Origin of the sequence: Paenibacillus sp. GCM10027627, assembly GCF_042675505.1 — a bacterium.
Lineage (GTDB): Bacteria > Bacillota > Bacilli > Paenibacillales > Paenibacillaceae > Pristimantibacillus.
The window spans coordinates 43,937-63,629 of sequence record NZ_JBHTHB010000006.1 but is presented as its reverse complement, the minus strand read 5'-3'; the positions used below and the strand labels follow the sequence as shown (position 1 = coordinate 63,629).

Annotated in this window: 17 protein-coding genes; 5 read left to right on the top strand and 12 right to left on the bottom strand. The window is 50.6% G+C overall.

Annotation, left to right across the window (positions count from 1 at the left end; genetic code table 11):
• Positions 1 to 29 precede the first annotated feature (29 nt).
• The 5 genes from ACFQZE_RS19815 to ACFQZE_RS19795 all read right to left on the bottom strand — a co-directional run bounded on the left by ACFQZE_RS19815 (position 30) and on the right by ACFQZE_RS19795 (position 6,716).
• Positions 30 to 1,535: a YycH family regulatory protein gene (locus ACFQZE_RS19815; protein WP_379360255.1), complete on the bottom strand. Its 1,506-nt coding sequence runs from the start codon at positions 1,533 to 1,535 to the stop codon at positions 30 to 32.
• Positions 1,532 to 3,373 carry a cell wall metabolism sensor histidine kinase WalK gene (gene walK, locus ACFQZE_RS19810; protein WP_379360253.1) on the bottom strand — a complete coding sequence of 614 codons (1,842 nt, stop codon included), beginning with the start codon at positions 3,371 to 3,373 and terminating at the stop codon, positions 1,532 to 1,534. Before walK ends, ACFQZE_RS19815 begins: the two co-directional genes overlap by 4 nt.
• A complete protein-coding gene (gene yycF, locus ACFQZE_RS19805) occupies positions 3,370 to 4,119 on the bottom strand; it encodes a response regulator YycF (RefSeq protein WP_379360250.1) in 750 nt (249 codons plus the stop codon). Before yycF ends, walK begins: the two co-directional genes overlap by 4 nt.
• Positions 4,120 to 4,283: 164 nt before the next feature.
• Positions 4,284 to 5,879, bottom strand: coding sequence for a peptidoglycan DD-metalloendopeptidase family protein (locus ACFQZE_RS19800; protein ID WP_379360248.1), 1,596 nt, complete (start codon positions 5,877 to 5,879; stop codon positions 4,284 to 4,286).
• A gap of 141 nt (positions 5,880 to 6,020) precedes the next feature.
• Entirely contained in the window at positions 6,021 to 6,716 is a 696-nt protein-coding gene (locus tag ACFQZE_RS19795; protein ID WP_379360246.1) for a hypothetical protein, read from the bottom strand.
• 153 nt (positions 6,717 to 6,869) lie between these two features.
• On the opposite strand from ACFQZE_RS19795, the gene ACFQZE_RS19790 reads away from it, so the two are divergent.
• From ACFQZE_RS19790 to ACFQZE_RS19775, 4 genes are read left to right on the top strand one after another with little or no spacing between them, the layout of a single operon-like run.
• Complete coding sequence (locus ACFQZE_RS19790) at positions 6,870 to 8,399, top strand: spore germination protein (RefSeq protein WP_379360244.1); 1,530 nt, start codon at positions 6,870 to 6,872, stop codon at positions 8,397 to 8,399.
• A 21-nt stretch (positions 8,400 to 8,420) separates the two neighbouring features.
• Complete coding sequence (locus ACFQZE_RS19785; RefSeq protein WP_379360242.1) at positions 8,421 to 9,611, top strand: Ger(x)C family spore germination protein; 1,191 nt, start codon at positions 8,421 to 8,423, stop codon at positions 9,609 to 9,611.
• 29 nt (positions 9,612 to 9,640) lie between these two features.
• Positions 9,641 to 9,862 (top strand): hypothetical protein, encoded by a 222-nt coding sequence (locus tag ACFQZE_RS19780; RefSeq protein WP_379360240.1) that lies wholly within the window; start codon positions 9,641 to 9,643, stop codon positions 9,860 to 9,862.
• A gap of 21 nt (positions 9,863 to 9,883) precedes the next feature.
• On the top strand, positions 9,884 to 11,017 hold the full coding sequence (locus ACFQZE_RS19775; RefSeq protein ID WP_379360238.1) for a GerAB/ArcD/ProY family transporter: 1,134 nt from the start codon (positions 9,884 to 9,886) through the stop codon (positions 11,015 to 11,017).
• 97 nt (positions 11,018 to 11,114) lie between these two features.
• On the opposite strand, the gene ACFQZE_RS19770 is transcribed toward ACFQZE_RS19775, so the two are convergent.
• The 7 genes from ACFQZE_RS19770 to ACFQZE_RS19740 all read right to left on the bottom strand — a co-directional run bounded on the left by ACFQZE_RS19770 (position 11,115) and on the right by ACFQZE_RS19740 (position 18,990).
• Positions 11,115 to 12,401: an adenylosuccinate synthase gene (locus tag ACFQZE_RS19770; RefSeq protein ID WP_379360236.1), complete on the bottom strand. Its 1,287-nt coding sequence runs from the start codon at positions 12,399 to 12,401 to the stop codon at positions 11,115 to 11,117.
• A 177-nt stretch (positions 12,402 to 12,578) separates the two neighbouring features.
• A complete protein-coding gene (gene dnaB, locus ACFQZE_RS19765) occupies positions 12,579 to 13,940 on the bottom strand; it encodes a replicative DNA helicase (RefSeq protein ID WP_379360763.1) in 1,362 nt (453 codons plus the stop codon).
• 111 nt (positions 13,941 to 14,051) lie between these two features.
• Positions 14,052 to 14,495: a 50S ribosomal protein L9 gene (gene rplI, locus ACFQZE_RS19760; protein WP_379360234.1), complete on the bottom strand. Its 444-nt coding sequence runs from the start codon at positions 14,493 to 14,495 to the stop codon at positions 14,052 to 14,054.
• The gene (locus ACFQZE_RS19755; RefSeq protein ID WP_379360232.1) at positions 14,492 to 16,453 is read right to left on the bottom strand and encodes a DHH family phosphoesterase; all 1,962 of its coding nucleotides are present in this window, start codon (positions 16,451 to 16,453) and stop codon (positions 14,492 to 14,494) included. The genes rplI and ACFQZE_RS19755 overlap by 4 nt, the downstream gene beginning before the upstream one ends.
• 20 nt (positions 16,454 to 16,473) lie before the next feature.
• The gene (locus ACFQZE_RS19750) at positions 16,474 to 17,379 is read right to left on the bottom strand and encodes a DUF2232 domain-containing protein (RefSeq protein ID WP_379360230.1); all 906 of its coding nucleotides are present in this window, start codon (positions 17,377 to 17,379) and stop codon (positions 16,474 to 16,476) included.
• Positions 17,380 to 17,518: 139 nt separating this feature from the next.
• On the bottom strand, positions 17,519 to 17,929 hold the full coding sequence (locus tag ACFQZE_RS19745; RefSeq protein ID WP_379360228.1) for a CBS domain-containing protein: 411 nt from the start codon (positions 17,927 to 17,929) through the stop codon (positions 17,519 to 17,521).
• An 8-nt stretch (positions 17,930 to 17,937) separates the two neighbouring features.
• On the bottom strand, positions 17,938 to 18,990 hold the full coding sequence (locus ACFQZE_RS19740; protein WP_379360226.1) for an LCP family protein: 1,053 nt from the start codon (positions 18,988 to 18,990) through the stop codon (positions 17,938 to 17,940).
• A gap of 318 nt (positions 18,991 to 19,308) precedes the next feature.
• On the opposite strand from ACFQZE_RS19740, the gene ACFQZE_RS19735 reads away from it, so the two are divergent.
• Positions 19,309 to 19,662 (top strand): DUF4870 domain-containing protein, encoded by a 354-nt coding sequence (locus ACFQZE_RS19735; protein ID WP_379360224.1) that lies wholly within the window; start codon positions 19,309 to 19,311, stop codon positions 19,660 to 19,662.
• Positions 19,663 to 19,693: the final 31 nt, after the last annotated feature.

The following is a 19,693-nucleotide window of genomic DNA, read 5'->3' as shown; positions in this document are numbered from 1 at the left end:
ATCCCGTACCTCCTTCCTGATCCGGCTGCCTATTGCTTGGCCGTTTCATCCGCAGCGTCCCCATCGTTGTTCGAAGAGAGCGCCGCCGCTCCCAGCCCGCTGCCGGTCTCCGCATCCGGCTTCCCCTCGCCAGCCGCCGCTAAAGCTTTCTCTTCAGACGCCATCGTCTGATTGCCATCCTCCGCCTCAGAGGATACTTCTTTCTCCGGCTCATCCGGTACGACCGGCGGTTTGTATCCTTTAGGGTAAGCCTCCAGCAACGCTTCCTCCTTGCCGTCTGCCAGCCGTACAGCCCATACAGGAACAAACTTCATGCGGTTCTCTTCCACGTATATGGCTTTAAGCGCCGGGTACAAAGCTACAATCTCGTCCCGTCGATTATAACGCTCCAGCAATTGCTCAAGCTCCTTGCCTCCCTGAAGCCAGCGCGGGTCCCTTGAAACCGGCTGAGAAGCAAGCGTGATGGTCGACCGCGAATATTCGGTTACAGCCCCTTGCTGTAGTGTCAGCTTCATATCTCCGTATCGGAAAGCGAACTGGTCAATCACCGGGTATTGGCCAATGTATTTCCGGAAGGTCACATACTTTTTGTCTTCTTCGAGCGTCGAGTTCATGAGCCGGTAAGTTCCGTCCCAACCGCCGTGCTGATTAATGAAATCAACCGATGCAAACACGTTTTCGCTAATAGGAATGTCGTTGCTTGTAGTTGCAGCTGGTTTCGTATAGCTAATCCACAAGCCTCCTTGCTCAACCTTCAGCCCGCTTTTGCCATCGGTAAAAATTTGCGACCCGCTCCGATCCTCGAATGCCCGCGTTGTGCTGGAATCAAAAAACAGGCTGCGCTGCATTTGCTCCGGCGAATACGATTCAAACGGGTATACAAGCTCAGTCGCCATAAACGGCTCGGCAGGGATATACAGGCCATCCGCCGTCATCTTGTAGCCCGGCAGATGCTGCCCAAAGCCGACATAATCTTGTACATCGCGCACGGTCAGATCGGCCCGAACCGATTCATAGACGACATCCTCTTCGCTGCTGAAGAAAAAGGTGCGAATTTCTTCCGTATCCGTCTTTTTCATAATCCAAATTTTATCGATTTTTTCGCCAAGGAACAGCACATCTCCCTCAAGCTTAAGCAGCTTCTGCAACAAATCGACGGAAATGCCGCTCGAAAATTTGAGCTCGATGCCGATATCGTTTTTGCGCACGTCATTCCAATCAAGTATGGTTGCAGGACTGCGCTGGAATCCCTTAAACTCCCTCCCGGCAATACGCTGGTTCAAAATCATTTCATAAAACTGCGTCCCCGGATAAATGACCGTATGTTTGTCATTGCCCATATGGATAATGAGCTCCTCGGGGAAAATAGCGTTCTCTACGCTGGACGGCTTGCCAAGAGGCTCCGCATTGACATAATCCTGATCGCTGCGCACGGTCGCTCCGAGACCCGGCATGCTGTACGCCAGAAAGTAGCTTTGAATCAAGCTTAAAGCGACCAGCACAATCAATGCTGCCGTCTTTGTTTTCTCTATCATTCAGACTCGCCCCCTTCTTGCAAAAGAGGAAGCGTAAACGTAACCGTTGTTCCCTCGTTCAGCTCTGAATAAAGCGATATGGCTCCGCCATGCGCTCTGACGATTTCCCGGGCAATCGAAAGGCCGAGGCCCGTTCCGCCCATATTGCGCGACCTCGCCTTATCGACTCGATAAAAACGGTCGAAAATGCGGTTCAAATCCTTTTTCGGAATGCCGATTCCGGTATCCTTGACGCTAATTTCTAGAAATTGATCGTTCCCTGCCTTGCGCGCCGCCAGCTCGATCGCTCCGCCGTCCAATGTATATTTGATCGCATTGGAAATGAGATTGTCGAGCACCTGCTCGATTTGATCTCGATCCAGCCAAGCATGCTTTAAGCCCCGATCCACATGAACGGAAGCTTTGATCGACTTTTGACGCATCATAAAGGAAAAGCGGTCGGCCACTTCATCGAGCATTTCCGGAATATCCGTTTTCCTCTGTCTAAGAGGAGCCTGGTTGGAATCGAAACGGGACAAATGGAGCAGATCGGTAACGAGCCGAATCATCCGCTCCGTTTCATTGCTGATGACGCCGACGAAACGCTCCGACAGCTCCCGCTCTTCCAGCGCACCGTCCGACAGCGCTTCGGCGTAGCTTTTAATCGTTGTAAGCGGAGTTCTCAGCTCATGGGATACATTCGCCACGAATTGACGGCGCGATTGCTCCAGCTTCTCTTGCTCCGTTACGTCTTGAAGCACCGCAATTGTGCCCGTAATCCCTTTGCCTCTACGGTGAATCGGCGTAAATGTCGCTTTCAGCAAGCTTCCGTTCACCGCTTCCTGCTCCTGCTCGTTGCGATTAAGCAGAATCGTTCTGCCACGCCCCTGTTGAAGCTCAGCCAGCTTTTCGGAAGAGAGGCCCAGCATTGCGCTCATCTCCACTCCTTGAAACGTTTCCACATCAAGCAGCTCCAAAGCCCGCCGATTCCAGACGATAATTACGCCTTTTTCGTCGGCGGCAACCACCCCGTCGCTCATATTGGACAAGACGGACACCAGCTTTTCATTTTCCTCCTCGTTGGCGGAGAGAGCTTCCTTCAAGCGTGTCGTCATTTCGTTAAAAGCCATGCTGAGCCGGCCAATCTCATCGTCGCCAAGCACGGGCGCCTTCATGTCGAACCGACCATGCGCCACCGCCTCTACTTGCCGCGTCAAGCCTTGAATAGGACTCGTAAACGTATGGGCGAGCAAAATGCCAAGCACCCCCGTCAGCCCAAGCGCAATGAGCGTACCCGAAAAAAAGATTTGATTGACTCGATTGACCGTTTCGTACAGTTCCGTCATCGACGCCACAACGTAAACAGCGCCCACCACTTTGTCATTGTAGGTAACGGGCAAGGCAATCATCTTTTTCCGGGTATTGTCCTCGTCTATCATTTCCTCTTCATTATCAGGTATGTTTTGCAGCGCTCGGCTGACCGCCAGCGACTTGTTTTTTTGCCCGATGTACGATTGATGCACTTGAAGCGAAGTCGCCACCACTTTGCCGTTGGCGTCAAGCACTTGCACTTCCGCCCCGCTAATGCTGAATAAGTTGCGAACGACAAGGTTCAAATCTTCCGTCGTATTGTCGGGAGAATCGCCCTCAGATTCGATGTTCGGCATTAAGCTGGGAGCCGCAAACTTGGATAAAATGTCGGCCTGCTCTTTCAAGTTGTTCGTAAAGCTGGTAATTAGCGAATTTTTGACTGTACTAATAAAGTAGACGCCGATAAGCTGCATGGCAACGAGAATGAGCAGCAAATAAATAATGACCAGCTTAACCTGAATGGTGCGGAAAAAGCTCCGCGCCTTCATCCGTAACCGAAGCCTCCCGACTTCGGATTGCGCATCATGTAGCCCAGGCCGCGTCTTGTCATAATATAATCGGGCCTGCTGGGGTCATCCTCGATCTTCTCCCGAAGACGGCGAATCGTGACATCAACCGTCCGAACATCGCCAAAATATTCAAAGCCCCATACCGCTTGGAGCAAATGCTCTCTTGTCATCACTTTGCCGCTGTTGCGGGCCATATAATGAACCAGCTCAAATTCCCGATGGGTCAAGTCGAGCGGTTCGCCATTTTTGTACACGACATACATGTCCGTATCGATAAAAAGATTAAACAGCTTGAGTCCCTGCTGTTCACTTTGCTGCTCCCCGGCAGCATTCGTCGCTCCGGCTTCGGATTGTCCCGGCTTGTTTTGCCGGCGCAAATGCGCCTTTACCCGCGCAAGGAGCTCTCTCGTACTGAAAGGCTTCGTTACATAATCATCGGCTCCAAGCTCAAGACCGAGCACCTTATCGATTTCCGTATCTTTGGCTGTCAGCATAATAATAGGCATATGAAGCTTCGTTCGAATCTCGCGGCATACGTCCATGCCGTCTTTCACTGGAAGCATAAGGTCGAGCAAAACTAAATCCGGCTGTTCCTCGAACGCCAGACGTACAGCTTCACCGCCATCGAAGGCGCAAATGACCTGATGGCCTTCCTTTTCCAAATTAAATTTCAATATATCCGCTATCGGCTGTTCGTCGTCGACCACTAATATTTTTCCGTGCATCGTTACACCGCCTATCGCTTGACCTTGTTTGTCTCTATTCTAACATAAGGGGGCATGGCCTACACAATGAAACTTCCTTCATGAAACGGGCTATCTGAATAAAAAAAAGCACAACCCGGACCTTACGTCCAAGCCATGCTTCTTTGCAATGGGAATGAATAAAATTATAAGTACTTCATTGGGTTTTGCGGTACGCCGTTTTTGTGGATTTCAAAATGCAGATGCGTGCCGGTGGAGTTGCCTGTATTGCCCATCACTCCGATTTGGTCGCCCTTCTCCACTTTGTCGCCTTTGCTTACTGTGTAAGAGCTCATATGAGCGTAAAGCGTTTTGTAGCCGTTTTGATGATTGATAATAATCGTTTTGCCTGTGCCTGTACGAGTTCCTACAAATTCAACGATGCCATTGTCGGCAGCCAAAATGCGCTTGTTGCCGATAAAATCGATTCCGGAATGCAGACGGCCCCAACGCTGACCGTATTTGCTAGTAATGCGATAGCTGCTTAGCGGTATTCTAAACTGGCCTGTACCTTCGCCAAGAACAACCATCGTGCCCTTCTCGACAATTTCCGGGATTGGCTCTACGACAACTTCTTTGCTAATCAGCTCTTCCGCAAGCACGTAGCCGTTTTCCTTCTCGATTCGATAAGTGAGACGCTGTGTGCCTTCCACGCCGGCTTGAATCTGTTTCGATTCTCCGACTCTCATTTTGTCGTTTTTACGAACTTCGACGGGAGCTGCGATCTTTTCCATTTCAACATTGTTTTCAACCGTACGCACCGTAAGCTCCGGCTGCAGCACCGTCAAATCCAACTCGTCCCCGATCGTAATTTTGTCATCCTCGATCCAAGGGTTGTTTTCGTAAATGACCTGCGGGGAGATATCAAACTTCTGTGCGATACAGCCGACGCAATCCCCTGCTTGTACTACATATTTGGTAGGCTTCGTGCTGCCGTCGATAATTTTCTTGTAAATGTCTTCGCCTTCAGCAATCTTCTTCGGATCGATGTTGACGCTGTTCACCTTTACTTCTTCCACAAAAGCGACTTCCGTCACAAGCGTGCCCGGTTCCTTCAGCGCAGCGGCGTCGGCAACCTTCTCGCTTGCCACGACTTCGCCTTCCTTGTTGTACGATAGCGTCCTTACCTCTGGCGAACCTTTGCTGGCAGTCGCCGCTAGCTCAGGCGCGTATTTGCTCTGCACCCGCTTCAGGATGCCGTCCGCCGTTTCCTGATTTTTGACGATGCCGATCACTTTGCCGTCAATCTTTACTTCAACGCCAACCGCATAGGATGTGAACTTACTCTCAAGCTTAGCGAGCGTGGCATCCGTTTCCGGTACCGCTTTAAAGGCGCTGTCGCTTTCGTATGTAATATCACCGGTTTCCAATACCATGTTCAGGTCCGGATTGGCTTTCCGTACTTCCGCCGTCTCAGCCGCAACCAGCTTTTCTACCGATTCCGTCTCGCTGACTGTTCCTACTTCTTGGCCGTTCATATATACATGATAGAATTCGAATGTGTTACGTTCCACGTATTGCGTATATTGTTGGTAGCCGATAATGCCGGCAACGGTAAGCAAAACTGCTGCTCCACCGATCAATTGTGTCGACTTCTTCCGCCAAAGTGGGGTGGACGCCATCACGTCTGCCGCTTCTTGCTCGGTCTTACCACTCAAGTCTTTCGAGTCTGTACGACGAATGAATCGGGTTGAACGTTCCCAAATCTTCTTAATACGACTCATGTCCCTGAAATCGGTCATGATTGTCTCCTTTTTCTCACTTCTGCTGAGAGATTTGCGAGTTCCAACATGAAAAAAGACGAATTATCCCGTCGGATCACTCGCCTAATACTTTAACACAGGGTTTACAAAGGGGGCAACCTTTGCCATCATACCGTAATATTAATATTTTTTCAGAATCTCCATCATGCTGTCGTATTCCGCTTGATCCAAATGCTGGGCCATAATTTGCTGAACGCTTGTCAATTCCGTTTCCGTAAGCCCATTTTCCACATATTCAGATATTTTTTGCCAGGATTCTTGCGGCAATTTGGTCATCAGAAGCTGGAATAATTGCGCTTTGTCCTCCTCGTTCATTCCTTCTTTCGCCGACTCGATTTCGTCAACCGTCACCGCGGTTTCCGTTCCGTCTACACCGCCATTTTCCGATGGAATTTGCGCCTCGGATTCACCGCCATTAGTCCCTGCCGTACCTTCTTGCATCCCAGTTTCCGGCTCCGCTTCCGCTTCAATACCCGCTGCCTCCGCTCCTGCACCCATCCCGACATCGGTAAGCGGCGGCTGCTCGATTTCGCCAAACGTTTCCTTCGCTTCGGCATCGCTGTCCAAAGCCGTTCCCGGCTTCCCTTCCTCCGCGCTCAGCTCTTTGGAATCGCTGGACAGCAAAGGATCGCTGCCCCATAAAGCCCCCCATACTCCCGACATCGCCATAGGCGGAACCTCAAGCGGCAGCTCGAACTGCTTCAGCACCGATTCCACATAGCTCGTTACAATATAACCCGTCGTCCATATCGACAAAAAGCTCAAAATAAGCCCCGCCGCCACAAGCTTGCCTACCCATGCCAAACCTTTCAACATAGATTCTCATCTCCTATCTCATATCTACCATTATGGTCAAGGAATAGAGACGACATTCTCGCAAGCTTCGGCAGGAAAGAAAATGATTACATGTTTTTTTATGGAATGAAGCAAACTAACGATAATCGATCGGACGGAATGGAGGAGGTTAAATTGGCAACCGAGGCAGAGTCGCCTATGGAGCAAGCGATCCAGAGAGAGCGCGAGCTGCTTGCCCTTCCGCTGGAGGAGCAACTGGAATCCAATTTGAATGTTCTGCGCAGCCTCTATTCGGAAGGCTCGGACATTATCATCCATTCCTTTCAGCTTCCTAACGGCTCGGGAGCGGCTCTTATTTATGTTGACGGCATGACGAGCATTCAAGAAATCGATTTGCAGCTTTTGCAGCCGCTCAAACAAAGGGTAAACCAGAATACGGCTAACGAGTGGCCGGAGCTGCTGATGAAAGTGACGCTTAATCCTTCGAAAATGGTTAGCGCCGTCGGGGAAGCGGTCGATAGTGTAGCGGAAGGAAGCACTCTGCTTCTAATGGACGGGCAGTCAAGCGGAGCTGTGTTCAGCGTTCCCTACTGGTCATCCCGCTCCATTGCGGAGCCAGACGCGGAGTCCGTTATACGCGGGCCGAGAGAAGGCTTTGTCGAAACGCTCAGAATAAATACTTCCATGCTGAGGAGAAGGCTCCAATCTCCCGCTCTCAAGCTAAAAGATTTTAAACTCGGGCGTTATTCGAAAACGGCTTGCGTCCTCGCCTATATGGAGGGAATTGCAGATCCCAGCCTCGTACAAGAGATGGAGCAGCGGCTTAGCCGCATTGACGTCGACTCCGTCATCGACAGCAGCTTAATTGAAGAAATGGTGGAAGACAATCCGCTCTCCCCTTTTCCCCAATTGCAATCGACCGAGCGGCCGGATGTCGTCAGCGCTGCCTTGCTGGAGGGCCGAATTGGATTGCTGGTCAACGGCTCCCCTATTGCGCTGCTGGCACCGGCGACTTTATTCACGCTGATGCAATCTCCCGAGGACTACTATCAGCGGGCTTATGTGTCGACAGGCATTCGCTGGCTGCGCATGCTGTTCAGCTTTATTGCCGTATTTATGCCTTCTATTTATGTAGCGGTGCTGTCCTATCATCAAGAAATGATCCCGACTACTCTGCTGCTGACCATCTCGCAATCGAGAGAACAAATTCCGTTCCCCGCTTTGGTCGAGGCGCTGCTGATGGAAGTTACGTTCGAGGCGCTGCGGGAGGCTGGCATCCGGCTGCCTAAGCAAGTAGGCTCCGCTGTCAGCATTGTCGGTGCTTTGGTCATCGGACAAGCGGCTATTTCCGCAGGGATCGTCTCCTCTCCCATGATTATGGTCGTCGCAATTACGGGCGTCGCCTCTTTCCTCATTCCGAGCTACCCGCTCGGTATTGCTATGAGGGTAATACGATTCCCGATTATGTTCTGCGCCGGCTTTCTTGGATTGTATGGCATCGTGCTTGCCATTTTGCTTATTCTCATTCATATGCTCTCGCTTCGTTCATTCGGAGTGCCCTATTTGTCGGCGGTCGCCCCGCTCAAATGGTCGCAGCTTGAGGATACGCTCATCCGCGCCCCCCGTTGGGCTTACGATGAACGCCCGCACTTTACGGGCGGACTTTGGAACAAGCTGCGGCAGAAACCGTCAAGACCCAAATGAATGCGGTAAAGGATGGATGACATGATGAAGCCGTCTCCCCAGATTCGTCTATCCGTTTGCCTGCTCGCCTGCCTGCTCCTGCCGTCCCTGCTGACCGGCTGCTGGGACAGGACGGAAGTCAATGACCTCGCTATTGTGACGGCGGCCGGCTTTGAACTGACGGAGGATCGCAAAATAAAGCTGTCCGTTCAAGTGTTTGCCCCGGTCAGCTCGGTCGGCGGCGGCGCCTCTTTAGGCAGCGGGCCTTCCATTGGCCTAAATCAAGCTTTGGTGGAGAGCGCCGTCGGCATCAATTCCGCAGATGCCTCTGCCAAGCTGCAAGAGCTGCTGTCGCGCAAGCTGTTTTGGGGGCAGGCCGATATTTTTTTAATCGGTGAAAAGCTGGCCAAATCGGGCATCAAAGACCCGCTCGACTTTTTAACGCGCCATCCGCATCCCCGGGAGAGGGCAAACGTGTACATAAGCGACGGACCTCCTGATGAAATTTTGGGCTGGAAACCCAACATTGAGCGCAACAGTGCAGAAGTGATGCGCGAAATGGCGCTCATTCAGACGGGATTCAACGTTACGCTTCTTGATACGATTGTCAGCTTTGCCGATCTATCGGAATCCGCGATTATCCCAACGATCCGCATGAAAAAAAGCGGAAACAAAGCAAGCCCTTATATATCAGGAGCTGCCGCTTTTAAAGACTTGAAGCTGGACCACCGCTACTCGGTCAAACAAAGCCGTGGACTGCTTTGGACGCGTAGAAAAATTAAGGAATCCACTTTGTCTACTGCCGTGGAAGGAAGCCCGGGGAAAGCGTCCATCGGCATTTTTCGAGCCCATACCAAATTAAAGCCCGAAATCCGTAACGGCAAATGGATGATGCATTTCTATATCGACGCTTCCGGCAATCTCATTGAAAACACCACTCTGCTCAACGCCTCGAAACCGGCAGCCTTAAGAAAAATGGAGGACGCATTCTCCTCCCTTCTTCAAGATAGGCTCGGCACATCGGTGCAGTTGGCGCAAAAAAACGGGACGGATGTGCTCGGATACGCCGAGCAATTTTACCGCCATTGCCCTCGCGAGTGGAAGAAGCTTAACGACGGCTGGGAGAAGCAGTTCGCGAAAGTGGAGACGATTTATCATATCGAAGTGCGGATAAGGAGAGTAGGAATGGTCGGGCAAAACCGTTCCATTATGAACAAAATTTCGCCGGAGTAAGAGGCGGCTTTTGAAGGAGGTGGGATCAAATGGCGTATGTCGTTGTAGCTTTGCTGGCGCTGGCCGCCTTTTTTCTGGACCGCCCCTTGCTAAAGGACAAAAGGCTCTCCATCGCTTACGGCATTTTTATGACCCTAGCGATCGGAGCCTCTTATGTAGTTATGTTCAATCGCGATTTGGTCGGCCTGCCGCAGCTTGTATCCAATATGATGGACCCGCTTGCCAAAGCATTTTATGACTTGAAGGAATAAAAAGGGAGGTGCCGATAACTCATGCTTGAGCGAGGTAAGCTGTCAGCTCTGCAGCTAGGCAGCATCATGTATTTAACGGTCATTGCCACATCGATGATGGGCGCCCCTTCGTTTGCGCATAATCAGGCGGGCAACGATATGTGGATGGCTCCCATTGTCGGCTCGCTTCCCGTCTTCGCGCTGATCGGCATTTTGCTCTCCTTGCACCGCCTTTATCCTGGAAAATCGCTAATCCAATATAGTCAGGACATTTTGGGAAAATGGCTCGGCAATGCGATAAACGTCGTTTTTCTGTTGACCTGCATGCTTCAAAGCTCCAATCAAGCCAGACAGTTCGGCGAGCTGATGAACCAGTTTTTTTTCAAAAAAACTCCGCTCGCCGTGGTCATATGCAGCCTAGTCATCGTTTGCGTTTTCGCCGCAAGGCTAGGAGCGGAAGTGATTGGCCGGGCGGCGCTGCTGTTTATGCCGTTTGTGCTGCTGATCGTTCTGATCTTTTTTATGCCGTTTTTTAAAGATGTCGACCCTGACCGCGTACTGCCTTTCTTCCATAATGGAGTCGCCCCTGTGGTGAGAGGATCATTTTATTTGCAAATATGGCTGCCTATGTATGTGTATATAAGCTACTTCCTTCCTTTTTTGAGCGACGAAAAAAATGCGGCCAAACGATGCTTGCAATCGTTGATTGCCACCGTTATTACTCTCACTTCCGTTTTGCTTTTTATTCTGTTTATTTTGGGGGAGGCTACTTCATCCTACGAGCTGCCTTTTATGGTGCTTGCCCGCTACTTGTCCATGTTCGATTTTCTAGAGCAGTTTGATGCCGTCATTATGGTGTTTTGGGTCATGAACGTCTTTATTCGCACTATCGTTACTCTCTACACTCTATCCATCGGATTTGCCCAGATGCTCCGTCTGTCGGATTACCGCCCCCTTGTATTTCCAGTCGGGCTCCTCGTAATCGCCGTCAGCTTCTGGGGGACGCCGAGCATTGCCGACCTCTTTGCCGCATCACCCCATATGTCATTTCTTTTTTTCGGCGCTTACGTTTTGATCCCGTTCCTGTTGTTCCTCGTTGCCAAAATACGCAATTGGGGGAAATCCGGCAGCAGCAAGAGCAAACAGCCGCAATCTCCCGCTGCGCAAGAAGGATGAACCTTTCGACTCCATCCCCCGCTTAGAAAAAAAGGCTGGGCTAACGTCGTATACAACGACGCTGGCCCAGCCTTTTGGATCCCACTAAAGTTTCATTCTACTCGTAAATAGGACGAACCGGATTCGTTTGCTCGCGGTTGCGGCCTACCGAGAAGATCGCAATCGGAATTCCCGTCAATTCGGAAACGCGGTTCAAATAGTTAAGCGTGTTCGTAGGCAAGTCTTCCAGCTTCTTCGCGCCGGAAATGTCCTCCGACCAGCCCGGGTGCTCTTCGTACACCGCTTCGCATTCCGACAGCATCTTCAGGCTTGCCGGGTAGTGGTGAATAATTTCGCCGCGGTATTTGTAGCCCGTGCAAATTTTCACTGTATCCAGTCCAGTCAACACATCCAAAGAGTTGAGAGACAGGCCTGTAATGCCGCTTACGCGACGAGCGTGGCGAACGACAACTGTGTCGAACCAGCCTACACGGCGAGGACGGCCGGTTACTGTACCGTACTCATGGCCTTTGTCGCGAATGATTTGGCCAATTTCGTTGTCCTGCTCCGTCGGGAACGGACCGTCGCCTACACGAGTGGTATACGCTTTAGCAACGCCGATGACCTGCTGAATTTTGGACGGGCCAACGCCCGAGCCGATGCACACGCCGCCAGCGGAAGGATTGGACGAGGTCACGAACGGATACGTCCCTTGGTCGATATCCAGCATTACGCCCTGAGCGCCTTCAAACAGCACCTTTTTCCCTTCGTCGATTGCATCGTTCAGCACGACCGATGTGTCCGTTACGTACGGACGAAGCACTTCGGCATAACCCAAGTAGTCTTCAATAATTTTATCCGTATCAAGCGGCTCGCCGCCATAAACTTGCTGGATCAAGTTGTTTTTCTCCACCATGACGCTGCGAACGCGAGCTTCGAACTCTGCTGCGTCCATCAAATCGGAGATGCGGATGCCGTTGCGGGCAGCCTTGTCCATGTAACAAGGGCCGATCCCTTTGCGCGTCGTACCGATCTTGTTGTCGCCCTTGCGGTCTTCCTCAAGAGCGTCCAGCACCAAATGGTACGGCATGATGACATGAGCGCGATCGCTAATTTTCAAGTTGGACGTGGAAAACTCATTTTCGTGAATATAGTTAATTTCGTCGATCAGCGCCTCCGGATTAATGACCATTCCGTTGCCGATGACGCAAGTTTTATCATGGTTAAAGATGCCCGAAGGAATCATTGTAAGTTTATATTTCTTGTTGTCAATGAGAATGGTGTGACCGGCGTTGTTTCCTCCTTGGTAACGAGCGACAACGTCTGCACCCTCCGCCAGGAAGTCTGTAATTTTGCCTTTCCCTTCGTCTCCCCATTGCGTTCCGACAACAACTACCGTAGACATAAACATACCCCCGTCCGATGTTTGAGAACATCGAAAATTACCGTCCCGGCGCATCGCCATGGAATAATGCCAAAGCGGCTATGGCCTTAAGACAGCAATATCAGTGTAGCAGTCCCACAAACAGAAGTCAAACGAAAAACGAACAATTGCATGGAGGTCCATACAATTGTTCGGATATTACGAAGCTTGTGACGGATCTTGATGCGTTCTGTCCAAGCTGACGAATTTATTGTAATTTTTCAGAAAAACGAGCTCGACCGTTCCGACCGGGCCGTTACGCTGTTTGGCGATAATGATCTCGATGATATTCTTTTTCTCCGATTCTTTATCGTAGTAGTCATCCCGGTACAGGAAAGAAACGATATCGGCATCTTGCTCGATGGAACCGGATTCCCTAAGGTCGGACATCATCGGCCGTTTGTCCTGCCGCTGCTCGACGCCCCGGCTAAGCTGAGACAAAGCGATTACGGGAACTTCCAGTTCCCTTGCTATCTGCTTCAATGTACGTGAAATTTCCGATACTTCCTGCTGACGGTTTTCGCCCGCCTTGCCCCGTCCTTGAATGAGCTGCAAATAATCGATCAAAATCATTCCAAGTCCGCGCTCTTTTTTAAGGCGGCGGCATTTGGCACGAATATCGGCTACCGTAATGCCCGGCGTATCGTCAATAAATATTTGCGCTTCGGAAAGCGCGCCGATCGCCATCGTCAGCTTTTCCCAGTCGTCGCCCTCCAGATTGCCCGTCCGCATTCGGGTCGCGTCGACGTTCGCCTCCGCACAAATCATACGCTGAACAAGCTGAGCCGCCGACATCTCTAGTGAAAAGATCGCTACAGTCTCTTTCGCCCGCACGCCTACGTTTTGAGCGATATTAAGAGCGAAGGCCGTCTTGCCCACGGATGGACGCGCCGCCACGATAATCAAATCGCTTCGCTGGAAGCCCGCCGTCATTTTGTCGAGGTCGACAAAGCCGGAAGGAATGCCCGTTGTGCCGCCCTTGTTGGAATACAGAAATTCGACCTTTTCGAATACTTCCATCAATACATCCCGGATCGAAATAAATCCGCTGCTGGAACGGCGGTTGGAAATTTCGAGAATCTTTTTCTCCGCATCGCTTAAAAGCACGCCAACGTCTTCCGCATTAGCATACCCGTCTGTCACGATATTAGTAGCCGTTCGAATCAGACGGCGAAGCATCGACTTCTCTTCTACAATTTGGGCGTAATAATCGACGTTTGCCGCTGTCGGAACCGCATTCGCCAAACCGGCTAAATAGCTGACTCCGCCCGCTTCCTCCAGCAGCCCTCCGTTTTGAAGATGCGCCGTAAGCGTGACGAGATCGACCGGTTGATTGTTCTCGCCCAGCTCAATCATGGCTTCAAATATAATTCTGTGGTCGCTTTTGTAGAAATCTTCGCTTCTGACCCGCTCCATTGCAGTAATGAGAGCTTCCGGCTGCAGCAAAATCGCTCCGATTACCGCTTGTTCCGCCTCTACATTTTGCGGGGGAACCCGGTCAAACGTCAGTTCGTTGCTCATCATGCGCTTCTCCCTTCTTAATAGCCTCTATTTATCCTCTTATAGACCGCAAAAAGGGACCATTCCTCCCCTGTCTAATCCGGAACGATCCCTCTTTGGACGCCATCTATCTTATTCTTCCGTTGTTTGAACGTTCAGCTTCGCCTTTACTTCCGGATGAAGCTTTACTGGAACCTGGGTAACGCCAAGCGTACGGATCGCATCTTCCAGCTCGATTTTGCGCTTGTCGATTTTAATGCCTTTTTCGGCTAGCGCATCGGCGATTTGCTTGCTTGTCACGGCCCCGAACAGGCGGCCTCCTTCACCGGCCTTTGCCTTCACGACAACCGTCATTTCCTCCAGCCTTTTGCCAAGCGCCTGCGCGTCTTCCTTCTCCTTCGCCTTGCGCTTCTCTTCCGATGCCGTTTGCAACTCAAGCGTCTTCAGGTTGCCGTCAGAAGCCAGCTTCGCCAGCCCTTTTGGCAGCAGGAAGTTGCGTACATAGCCTTCGGACAGCTCTTTAACCTGCCCTTTTTTGCCTTGACCCTTTACATCTTGCAAAAAGATTACTTTCATTCAAATAACCCCTCTTCCGATTCAATTTGTTTGAGCACTGCCTTGAGCTTCGCGGCTACTTCCTCGACCGTGCCTTCGAGCTGCGCCGCAGCATTCGTTAAATGGCCTCCGCCGCCCATTCGTTCCATGACGACTTGCACGTTCATGCTTCCAAGCGATCTGGCGCTGACGCCAATGAGGCCGTCCGGCCTCTCCCCTATGACGAACGATGCCAAAATATCCGTCATACTCAGCAGCGTATCTGCGGATTGAGCGATGAGCAGCTGCGGATTTTTTCTTCCGCTCTCTACGACCGCGATCGCTATATGATCGTGCAATACTTGCGCATGTTTAATAATTTCCGCTTTGCTCACGTACTCCTCAAGATCCTCTTGAAGCATACGCTGGATCATCATGGTGTCCGCGCCGTTCCTTCTAAGGAAGGAGGCGGCTTCGAACGTTCTCGCGCCCGTGCGGAGCGAGAAGCTCTTTGTATCGACTGTAATGCCCGCGAGCAAAGTAGTCGCCTCACGGACATCCAGCGATACCCGGTCATGAATATATTGCAGCAGTTCCGTCACCAGTTCGCAAGTCGATGAGGCATACGGCTCCAAATAAACCAAAATAGCGCTTGATATAAACTCTTCGCCGCGCCGATGATGATCGATCACAACGATCCGATCGGTCTGCGTCAGCAGCTTCGGCTCCTTCACCAAAGAAGCCTTATGCGTATCGACTACAACGGCAAGCGACTGCGGGTTCATGAGACCGGAAGCTTGTTCAGGCGATACAAACCGCTTGGAAAGCTTTTCGTCCTCGCGGATAAGCTCCATCATTTTTTCAATAGATGGGTTAATGCCCTCTAATACGATATAAGCTTCTTTGCCAAACATTTGAGCCGCCTTCAACACGCCAATCGCCGCGCCTACCGCATCCATATCGGGCAGCTTATGGCCCATAATGACGACGTTGTGGCTTTCTTTAATCAGATCGCGCAGCGCATGAGCGACGACGCGGGCTCTAACTCTCGTCCTTTTCTCCACCGCGTTTGACTTGCCGCCATAAAAGGACTGCCTAGCTCCCACTTTGACCGCGGCTTGGTCACCGCCTCGTCCAAGTGCGATATCAAGGCTCATATGCGCCCACTGGCCCAGCTCGACGATATGCTCCGCTCCGGCGGAGAAGCCGATGCTGAGCGTAACGGGAATCTTTTGCTCGCCCGTCATCTCCCGCACCTCATCCAAGATGACAAATCGGGAATGCTCCAGCTGGCGCAGCGTCTTCTGATCGGTAATAAGTAAAAACCGGTCGGAAGTAAGCCGTTTTAAATAAATTTTGTACTTTTGCGCCCATTCCGTAATTTCCGCCGTCACCTTGGAGAGCAGCGAGCTTCGTTGATGATCGTCAAGCCCTTGCGTCACTTCTTCCAAGTTATCGATCATCACGACGCCAAGAGACAGCTTCTCGTCTTCGTATTTACGGCCGAGCTGCCATAGTTCGGTAATATTTTTGACGTACAAAATTTTCTCTTTCGGTCTGAAAATAAGCTGGAACATTTGGCTGCCTACAACAGCTTCAACCGTTCCCTCGCGATCTTTGGCATGCTGAAGCGTAGGAAACAGCTCCGTTAGCGGCATGCCAATGGTCGATTCACGCTCCATTATTTTAGAAATGTAAGGGTTATGCCATTCCACCACGCGGTCTTCATTATATAAAATAATTCCGAACGGCAGCTCGCTAATGACGTCGTTGCCGCCTTTTTTGACCCGGTAGGAAAGCGTGGCGAGATAGGCTTTCAAATCTTTGCGGAATGCCCGCTCCGCGAAGTAGCTATAAACCGCCAGCCCTGCGGTAAGCGCGAAGCCCGCAAGGCCAAGCAGCCACTGAAACCATGCCAGAGCGGACGACATGACGAGCATAACCGCAATTGCGGCGATATGGTGCATTCCGTGCCATCTGGTTATTAGAAACTTTGGCATTTCCCAATCGCTCCCGCCTGCTATTTTGGTTTAGTAAACGACTTCCGGATCGGAAAAGCGGTATCCAGCACGCCGATTAAGCTGAGTGGCGGAATAAGCAGCACAGGAATAGCGATGAGGATGGGAACTGCCTTGCTCCAATTCCGTTCATGCGCGATAAAGAAGAAAAATCCGATCGCTTGAACCGCAAATACGTAACCGAGCAGCGGAACCAAGTTCAGCAGCGCCACGGCTAGAAACGAGTCGTCTCCTTTTTGCATAAACATATTAATGACATAGGCGATCAAATAATAAATGACCAGCACGCGCGGCAAACGCCAATCCTTCGCTTTCATGAAAGCCGGGACGTCCAGCGATCCGCTCCGCATCACCATTCTCCGGGCAACATAATGGGAAAAAATCGCATACGTCACGGAAATAAGAATAAACGTAAGCGGGATCATGTGAATGATGCTTGTAATAAGCGTCTCCGTCATTTCTGTTGTCCAGCCCGCCGCTTCTAGCGTGGCAGTCGGCATCGTTTCAAAAGTGGATCGGACCGTATCGCTCATTGCGTTTAGCAGCGACAAGTCTAAAATAAGCTCAAACACCAACAGCTCCAACATTAGCTGTGCCAATAAAACAAGTGAAACCGTTCGTATCACTTTAGCCGCTGATGCGCCTTTTCGGTATAGATGTCCCATCACAATCGATGGAACGAGGAAAAACAAGCCGATCAAGAGCACCTCAGGCATAATGATCCCCACGACAATCCATACCGGAAGCAGATGCAGCAAAAACGCTCCCCTGCTTAGCGTCGTATACAAGACCACATACGGAATCATCATAAGCAAAAGCGCGGCCAAATTCAGTCCCGGCACTGCAAGCAGCAGCAGCGTAAGAAACGCGGCACCGCTCCATAATACGGGTTTAAACCCAGTTTTCAATCCGTTCACCTCTTACGCCAGTTCTAAATCCTAATTGGACATTCAACACTCATTATAGCACAAAAGAAGAACGGCGCACGTATATCCGCCAGCCCATATTGTGGTCAAGCATAAAAGGAAGAGGCCTCCCCCCGAATGCTCAGATTCGTTGGGATAGCCCCTTTTGGCAATAATCGATAATTTCGCTTCTGCGTACAATGCCTATAAAATGATTGCGGTCATCTATGACAGGCACAAAGTTCTGCACCTTGGCGAGCGAGATCAGATCATCCATGTTCGCATCGATATTGACCGTTTTGTTGTTCAGGCGAAGTGGAATCTCTCCAAGCTTCACTTTATTTGCCGTCTCGAAGGTCAGATCGGGACGATTCTTCATAAACCATAACAAATCGCCTTCCGTTACCGTTCCTTTATAGCCGCCATCCTCGCCAATGATCGGCACCGCCGTATAGCGGTGAAATTCCATCCGCTCCAGCGCTTGTCTAAGCGTAGCGTCTTGCGGAAGACAGACTACTTCTTGCTTGGGAAGCAAGAAAAAAGCAATGTTCATCTACCTTTTCACTCCGTTTCGTTCGCCGATACCGAACTAGACAACGAGCTAACCTCTTTCTTCTGTTGCTCCGCGTATTTCGGCGGGAGGATCAGATTCGCCGCAGTCGTATCGGGATTCAACCAATTCTTGATCATCGTCTGGACCTGCCTCAGGTCCTCTTCATCCGCGAAATAATACCAGGCGCCGCCCGCCTTCAGGCGATGGCCTTGACCGAGTAAAGTATGGCTGTACATGTTGCGATTTTTCGACGTGAACAAATTTTGTCCCAAATCGATCAGCTGGCCCGGCTGGATGTCGGTACTGAAATTATCGCCCATAATATTGATGAGCTCAGGAATTTTAGCCCACTGCTTCATTCCTGTCGCCTTATCTATCATAGCAGAAAGGAACTGCTGATGTCGCTCCGTCCGGCTCATATCTCCGCCCGCATCCTCACGGTAACGGACAAAGTTGAGCGCATCGATGCCGTTATAGAGAGGCTGACCGCCTTTAATGATGAAATAGTCGTGGTTATAGCCTTTGTTTACAATATCCTCTTTAATCGGCAGCGATATTCCGCCCATGGCGTCGATTACGCTTTTGAACCCTTCAAAGTTAATGGATGCATAATGGTCAACCGGCGCATCGAACAGCTTTTCGATCGTATCCATCGTCATCCCTGCTCCGCCAAATGCATAGGAATGGTTGATCTTATCCTTCCGATCTTTGCCGACAATATCCACATACAAGTCGCGAGGAATCGACAGGAGCAAAATATTTCCGTCGCTAGGCCGCACAATCGAATAAATTAATGTATCGGATCGGCCAATTTCATTTTTCCTCTGATCCACCCCAAGCAGCAGCAATGAAAAAGGCTCTCCCTTTTTCTTATCCCAACCTACCGGCTTCGGCTCGCGGCCGTCTATCGGCTTATACGTCTTCTCCATCTGCTTTTCGACTCCGCCTTGCAGAAACCAGTCGAATCCCATCATCGCCAGCGCGCTTCGGTTAAAGTAAACTGCTGTCAGAACGAGCAGAACAGCCGCGCTAATCATGGTCGCGCGCTTATATTTTTTCATCCTCTTTTTCTCTCCAATCGCATTGTCTATCTCTCGTTATTTTGGTTTTACACCTATTCTAGACGAAAGAAACAGCCCCCGGGTTACAAACCGGTGACAAAGGATTGATTCCATTACTGGCAATTTATCGAAAAAAGTAGGTCTAATGCCGCTTCATGACGCATATAATCATCGAATATAATCATGGAACATGAGGTCGGCGGGCTAATCCGACAAGTGGAGCGATCAAGAACGAAATGTGTCGTCGCTTGGACAAGTATATTTAGTTAATCAGCTGGCTTGTCACTATTCAGACTATGAGAGGAAGTGCTTTTCATCATGCAACCGGTACAGGTTAATCCGGACCCTTCTTCAACCGGGCTTGACCCGAAAATCGCGGGACTGCTTTGTTATCTGCTGGGCTTTATTTCTGGATTTGTATTTTTGGCGTTAGAAAAGCAAAGCCGCTTCGTCAAGTTTCACGCTTTGCAATCCATTGCCGTGTTTGTAGCTATAGTCGCCATTAATTTGGTCTTCGGCTTCATTCCCATTATTGGGACGATTATTTCCATCTTGTTGACGCCGCTTACGTTCATTTTATGGATCGCTCTGATGCTGCTGGCTTTGCAAGGGAAAACATTCAAAATCCCCTTCGTGGGAGATTGGGCGGAAAGACAGGCGGGAAAGTTTTAATTTGAAGAATCGTTCCCCACTCTGCAAAGGT